Below are 5,239 nucleotides of genomic sequence, written 5' to 3' on the forward strand. Positions count from 1 at the left end.
CCTTGCAGGTGTCACGCCCGGCGCTTTCCACCGGCAGCGCATTGGCGACCTCGCGCAGCATCGGCGGCAGCAGGTCGAATCCTGTCGCCGCCGGATCGGTCGGCAGATGATCGTCGTCCTTGAACTGGCACTGCAGCGTCAGCACGCGGCAAGCGAGCTTGATACCGGCATCCGACAGAACTTCCCGATTGCTGTTGCGCTTGCGGATACGCACCAGCCGGCGAAACAGGACCGGCAACGCATCGAGCTCGTGACCGAAGCGCCGGACCACCTGGTGCTCCAGCAGGTCCAACGCCGCCTCCAGCCGCGCGTCGGTGTCCGGATAACCGACGATGAAATCCTTGCCCTGCCGAAGCGACTGGATCATCCCGAGCTGGATGCTGACATCGACCAGGCGGCCGAACGGAGGGCCACCGTTCTGCGCCGAGAGCGCATCGCCCTCGTCCGCGTCGGTCAGAATGATCACCGTCGGCATCGCATCGGAGTCGCACTGCTCCGGCGCCAGATCATCGACGCGACTATCGTAAACGCGCCCCTCCGCGATCGTGGGGTGTTTGCCCGCTTCGCCTTGGACGATGGCGACGGCGAGCAGGCGCAGAGCGGTGCGAGCGAGGGACATGATAACCAGCCGTCAAATGTCGGAGCGCTGCCGCGCCGTCAGGTGAACGATGGTGCGCGCGGCGCCATCGGGTAGCACCTTGGTGATCTCGAACTGTTCGCCGGTGCGATTGCGCATCACCACGTCTTTGGGCCTCAGCGGCCAGCGCAGAGACGCTGACGCGAAGGAAACGTGGGGGGTGCTGATTGAAGCTTTCGGCGCACGATCCTCCTGGAACGGGCTGCGCGCCTGCATGAACTTGGACCCGCTCGGCGCCCGGTAAGCGCCGGTGATGACGAATGACGGCCGCGACACGTCGATCCCGCGCGGCAGATTGACGTCATCCTGCTCAGCCATCGCGATCAACGCGAACCCTTCCTCCTCACCAAACACGCGATCAATCGCGCTCGATGCCTTGGCGGCGGCGATATCGAAGGGAGACGGCATGGCGGGGCAATCATCCGGCGGAAGTAACTCTGCCCTATGACGCAAAAAGCCCGGCGCTTCCGCCGGGCTTTCCGTGAGAGCTGGCCATCGGCCGTTTTTGGTCCGTCCGCGTATTGACGATGTCGCTTCGCCGCTCTCTGGTTGTAATTACTGCTGCTTGGCCCGCAGCAGCATCTCGGGGCGAGTCGGGATGAATAGCGGATAGCTGTACAACTCGACACGGTCCCAGGCTTCACGGCCGGAGGTATCAGCCAGCATCAGGCCGTAATACTCGCGACCGCGTTGGTTGAGATACGGCTTGAACTCATTCGCCGGGGCGTAGCCGACCTTGAAAGCGCCGCGGGCGCCGATCGGGAAGAACCGCGCCTTGGTGGTCGCGATCGAGATTGTGGAGTCGTCGTCGGTGCCGCGATAGTTGATGAAGGTGATGCCCTCGATCTCGATCGCCGAATAGCCTTCGATGTTCTCCAGCAGCGGTGCGCGTTCGTTGCCGAGCTTGGTCTCCTTGATCTGCTTGTGATTGACCAGGAGATCGAAGAACTCGTCGCCGACCAGCGCGCCGACGCGGGTGCCGGGCGTCCACACGCCCTTGGCCTTCTTCATCATCGCGCGCTTGACGTCGCGGCACTTCTTGCGCACGTCGGTCGTGTCGACGTTGAGCTCGAAGTTGATCTCGGCCGCCTCGCTGATACCCCACAGGCTGTACCAATCGTGCAGCACCGTGGAGCCGTCGGCGTCGAGCACCTTGCCCTGGATCGCGCCGAACCGCATGTGCTCCCAGGTCAGTTCGAGATCGTCCATGATCGACGCAGTACGGTCGGTGACCTCCTGCGCGACATCCTTGGTCTGCTGATCGAACGGCAGTGCCAAAACGCCGGCCATCTCGGACGCCAAGATCGTCGATCCCTTGGCGAGACGCACCGCGTTGAAGGTCTTCAGATCACCTGCCTTGACTTCCAGCTCCTGCGGCGGCGAACCGTCGGCGGAAGTCGGGATCAGGGTCAGCGTGCGGTCCTTCTCGGCGATCGCGATGGTGCGCGAGCGCGAATAGATCGGTTCGAACAAGCCGAGCGTGCCGAGCAGTTGCGGCTTGTGGTCGACCCGCTCCACGATCTCCTCGTGGAATTCGATCGCACCCCAGCCGTTCTGGTTGAAGATATCGGTGACAAGTGCCATGGCGGTTCGCTCCTTTAGCGGCCGATAATGCCGAGCGACGCCAGGGAGGCCAGCGCGGCGGTTTTCTGATCGCTCGTGACGCCGGAAGCCCACTGCAGCTCGGCAGTGGTGACCTCGGTGTCGCGGGCAGTGAAGGTGCGGCGGACATCGACATCCGTCGCGTTGCAACCCTCGTAGAGGATCGCAACGGCCGGTCGCGAACCGTCGTAGGGCACGTACTTGCCGACGCCGGTCGGGTTGGCGATCGACACCGGAATCACGAACTGCGCTGCACCAGCGAAATCAGTGGTGCCGTCGCCGAAGGTGCCCTTGATCTGCCCGTCATAGGCCACGCCGACCGAGGCGAAGCCGTCGATCGTGCCGTCCGGGCGCTTGACCTCAAACTGACCGGCATTGGCGCCGGCCTCGATCAGGCGCACGACATAGTCGCCCTCCTTGACGCCGGCCCCATAGGCCGGGTTCGCCGGCGTGAAAACGCCGTTGCCCGTGCCGGTGAACACTGCGGCGCCGACAGTCACGGCGCCGGTGTCCGGCGTCAGCAGGCTGAGCGGGGCACCGGCCAGCAGCACGCCAGATCCTGCCTTGATGATGCCCTGCTCGCGCGAGCGGTAGCCGCTCGCCTCGGAGACGATGTAGCCGCCGGTGCGATAGATATTCTCGCTCAAAGTCGTCATGACTGAGTGCCTCCCTTACCGGCGCTTGTTGGTGTTGGCGACGGCCGCCGCGAGCGCGGACTTGTCGCTCTTGCCGTCGGTCTTGGCCTCCGGCGCCGCCAGGCCTGCCGCCGCGGTACGCTGCTGCGCGTAGTCGGCGGCGGCGCTGTTGGCGGGCTTCGCCGCGGCGACATTCTCCACCACGAAGGCGGCGACGTCGGCGCCGGACATGCCGGGCGACTTGACGGCGAGATCGAGCGCGGCGGCCATGCGGCCGGCATCGCCCTTGACGCCTTCGGCGCCGAGCGCGGCAGACAGCCGATCGGTTGCCTCCTTGGCACCGGCGGTGAAGCCCTCGGCGCGCGCGGCGCTCACCGCGGCGTCGTGATCGGCCTGTGAAATGCCGGGATTGGGATTGCCCCCGGCGGGCACAGTCGTTGCGGCCATGTGGCCTCCGTTGTTGAGCGCCAGGGCGCTGGTTTCGGGCTCATCGAGCCCAGCATCGACCGAACCGGCCACAGCACTGTGGACGGCGGCCAAGAGGCTATTCGCCATGATCAGGATCTCCGGTTGACTTCCTTGACGAAGGCCGCGAAGGCCTCCTGCCCATCGCCGACGGCGTCGATTAGTCCGAGATCGAGCGCCTCGGCTGCGGTAAAGGCCTGCGCCTCAGTCTTCAACGCCTGGGCCTTGGTCATGCGCTTGCCGCGGCCCTTGCCAACGACGGCAGCGAACTGATCGCGCACATTATCGACCTGGGCTTGCCAACGCGCCTTCTGCTCGGCCGGAAGCGGCTCGTAGGGATTTCCATCGACCTTGTTAGCGCCGGACTTAATCAGCGTGACCTTGATGCCTTCCTGCTCCAGCGCGCCGGAATAATCGGCATGCAGCATCACGGCGCCGATCGAGCCGGCACCGCCGAACATTGGCGCGACGATCTGGCGGCACTGGCTGGCGAGCAGATAGGCTGCCGAATAGGCATAGTCCGTGAGGATCGCGATCGTCGGCTTCGCCTTCGAAAGATCCGCGAGAGCGGCCGCTGTCTCGAAAACGCCGTTGACCATACCGCCGAAGGAATCGACCTCGACAACCACGCCCTTAACGTCCGCATTGCGCTTGGCCCGCGCGATCTGCGTCTGCAGCCCCTGATACGATGTCTCCCCCGACGCCGCGCCGATCCATCCGCCCTTCTGCACCAACGATCCCTCGATCGGGATAATCGCGACGCCGTCGACCATATCGAACGGGGCATATCCGTTGCGATCGTAGGCGCGGCCCATGCGATCGCCGATCACGCCGGCGGATGGGCGGCCGTTCGCGAAGGCGACGTGATCGATGCCGCCGGCACCGTTGACGATGGTGACCGACTGACCTGTGAGCTGCGGCCCAAGCGCGCGCAGCACCACCTCCGCCTTGCGCGGATCGTACATCAGCGGCTGCTCGAACAGCTGGCCGCAGAGATGCGGATAAGCCAGATCCATCGCGTGTCCTTCAGCGGATGAAGCGCAGCCGCTTGGCGTAGCGGGTGCGGACGCCCTGCGCGGCCGCGCATTTGCGCTCGTAGTCGGCGATCAAGTCCTGCAGCCTGGAGAGATTGGCCGCAGTCCAGCTCACCTCGTGATCCTCGAACCGCGCGGCGATCACACCGCCGCCGAGCGTAATCTCCATCTCCGCACGCTTCAGGGCGGCGGCGACGGCGCAGGGATCGTCGAAATCAACCGAGGCGCCGTTGATGGTGACAAGGTTCACCATCAGACCGCCTCGCTCGGTTGCGGTTGCGCATCCTGCTGCTGATCGGCCGCTACATCCGCCCCCGCGTCTTGCTTGCGCAGGAACGGCGACGGCATGCCGGCGGCGACGTACTTGTCGTGCTCGCGCTTGCGCTGCTCGAACACTTCGTCGGGATCCTTGCCGATCTCGGCGCATTCGTCGGCTACGGTCGACGTGCCGTTGTACAGTCGCTCGCTCGACGCCTTCGCGCTCTTCAGATCATCGGCGGTCGGCTTCGCTGGCCCCTGATGCAGGGCCCACAACAGAGCATCCCGATTGGCACGGAACGCGTCGTAACCGCCCTTCAGCGGGATCCGGCCCTCGCCGATCTCCTCGTCCAGCCAGCTTTCATAGATCGCCTGCTGGATCGGAGCGGCGCAACGCTCGCGCCGGCGCAGCACCACCGGCCAGATCGAGGCGGTCTCCATCCGCACGGACGAATAGGTCGCCTTCTCGTGGTTCATGGTGTAGCCGCCGAAGCTGATGCCGATGGCGCGGGCCATGCCGCGCGATAGCTCCGCGCTCACCGGGAGAAACTGCGGCCCCGGCGTCTGGACGCCGTGCAGCTTCAGCTCCTCATCCGGCGCCAAGTGCG

At 65.4% G+C, this 5,239-nt stretch carries 8 protein-coding genes; all 8 read right to left on the reverse strand.

Going from position 1 to position 5,239, the window contains the following annotated elements; genetic code table 11:
- Window positions 1–619 (reverse strand): hypothetical protein (locus DYI24_RS20495; protein WP_164573622.1); only part of this gene is annotated, 619 nt, incomplete at its 3' end.
- A 12-nt stretch (window positions 620–631) separates the two neighbouring features.
- Window positions 632–1,045 (reverse strand): hypothetical protein, encoded by a 414-nt coding sequence (locus tag DYI24_RS20500; protein ID WP_164573623.1) that lies wholly within the window; start codon window positions 1,043–1,045, stop codon window positions 632–634.
- Window positions 1,046–1,192: 147 nt separating this feature from the next.
- Window positions 1,193–2,221 carry a major capsid protein gene (locus DYI24_RS20505; RefSeq protein WP_164573624.1) on the reverse strand — a complete coding sequence of 343 codons (1,029 nt, stop codon included), beginning with the start codon at window positions 2,219–2,221 and terminating at the stop codon, window positions 1,193–1,195.
- Window positions 2,222–2,235: 14 nt separating this feature from the next.
- Window positions 2,236–2,895, reverse strand: coding sequence for a head decoration protein (locus DYI24_RS20510; protein WP_164573625.1), 660 nt, complete (start codon window positions 2,893–2,895; stop codon window positions 2,236–2,238).
- A gap of 15 nt (window positions 2,896–2,910) precedes the next feature.
- Entirely contained in the window at window positions 2,911–3,429 is a 519-nt protein-coding gene (locus DYI24_RS20515) for a hypothetical protein (RefSeq protein WP_164573626.1), read from the reverse strand.
- A gap of 2 nt (window positions 3,430–3,431) precedes the next feature.
- Window positions 3,432–4,355: a S49 family peptidase gene (locus DYI24_RS20520; protein WP_164573627.1), complete on the reverse strand. Its 924-nt coding sequence runs from the start codon at window positions 4,353–4,355 to the stop codon at window positions 3,432–3,434.
- A gap of 10 nt (window positions 4,356–4,365) precedes the next feature.
- A complete protein-coding gene (locus tag DYI24_RS20525; RefSeq protein ID WP_164573628.1) occupies window positions 4,366–4,626 on the reverse strand; it encodes a gpW family head-tail joining protein in 261 nt (86 codons plus the stop codon).
- On the reverse strand, window positions 4,626–5,239 hold a 614-nt coding region (locus DYI24_RS20530; protein ID WP_164573629.1), incomplete at its 5' end, for a phage portal protein. The genes DYI24_RS20530 and DYI24_RS20525, both read right to left, overlap by 1 nt.

Source organism: Rhodopseudomonas sp. BR0C11, from assembly GCF_010820945.1.
Classification (GTDB): domain Bacteria; phylum Pseudomonadota; class Alphaproteobacteria; order Rhizobiales; family Xanthobacteraceae; genus Rhodopseudomonas; species Rhodopseudomonas palustris_H.

Excerpts from the sequence above, each read along its gene's own strand:
- DYI24_RS20500 (WP_164573623.1), bottom strand. The coding sequence starts at position 1,045 with ATGCCGTCTCCCTTCGATATCGCCGCCGCCAAGGCATCGAGCGCGATT.
- DYI24_RS20505 (WP_164573624.1), bottom strand. The coding sequence starts at position 2,221 with ATGGCACTTGTCACCGATATCTTCAACCAGAACGGCTGGGGTGCGATC.
- DYI24_RS20510 (WP_164573625.1), bottom strand. The coding sequence starts at position 2,895 with ATGACGACTTTGAGCGAGAATATCTATCGCACCGGCGGCTACATCGTC.
- DYI24_RS20515 (WP_164573626.1), bottom strand. The coding sequence starts at position 3,429 with ATGGCGAATAGCCTCTTGGCCGCCGTCCACAGTGCTGTGGCCGGTTCG.
- DYI24_RS20520 (WP_164573627.1), bottom strand. The coding sequence starts at position 4,355 with ATGGATCTGGCTTATCCGCATCTCTGCGGCCAGCTGTTCGAGCAGCCG.
- DYI24_RS20525 (WP_164573628.1), bottom strand. The coding sequence starts at position 4,626 with ATGGTGAACCTTGTCACCATCAACGGCGCCTCGGTTGATTTCGACGAT.